We start from the raw sequence: 264 nt of genomic DNA, 5'->3' as shown, positions 1-264 counted from the left end.
GCACCGACCAGCGGACGGGAACGACGCATTTCGAGTACGACAAACTCGGTCGAATCACCAAAGCCGGCAGCGAACTATTCGCCTTCGACCCCGCGCACAATATCCTCGACATCCCGACGGAAAAGGTCAAACCATACCCTGCCCCCTCTCCCGTGGGAGAGGGTTGGGGAGAGGGTTGGGGAGAGGGCAAAACGGCTGCGCTGCTTTCAGACGACCGCTCCGTCATCACCGACAACCGCCTGAAAACCTACAACGGCACGACCT

1 pseudogene is annotated in these 264 nt (G+C 60.2%); it reads left to right on the top strand.

Annotated elements, in window-relative coordinates:
• Positions 1–264 (top strand): annotated as a pseudogene (locus tag HMPREF2726_RS14045) (RHS repeat protein); the annotation flags it as partial.

Origin of the sequence: Neisseria sp. HMSC074B07, assembly GCF_001810355.1 — a bacterium.
Taxonomy (GTDB): Bacteria; Pseudomonadota; Gammaproteobacteria; order Burkholderiales; family Neisseriaceae; genus Neisseria.
The sequence above is the reverse complement of the archived record's forward strand: the minus strand, read 5'-3'. Positions and strand labels throughout refer to the sequence as shown.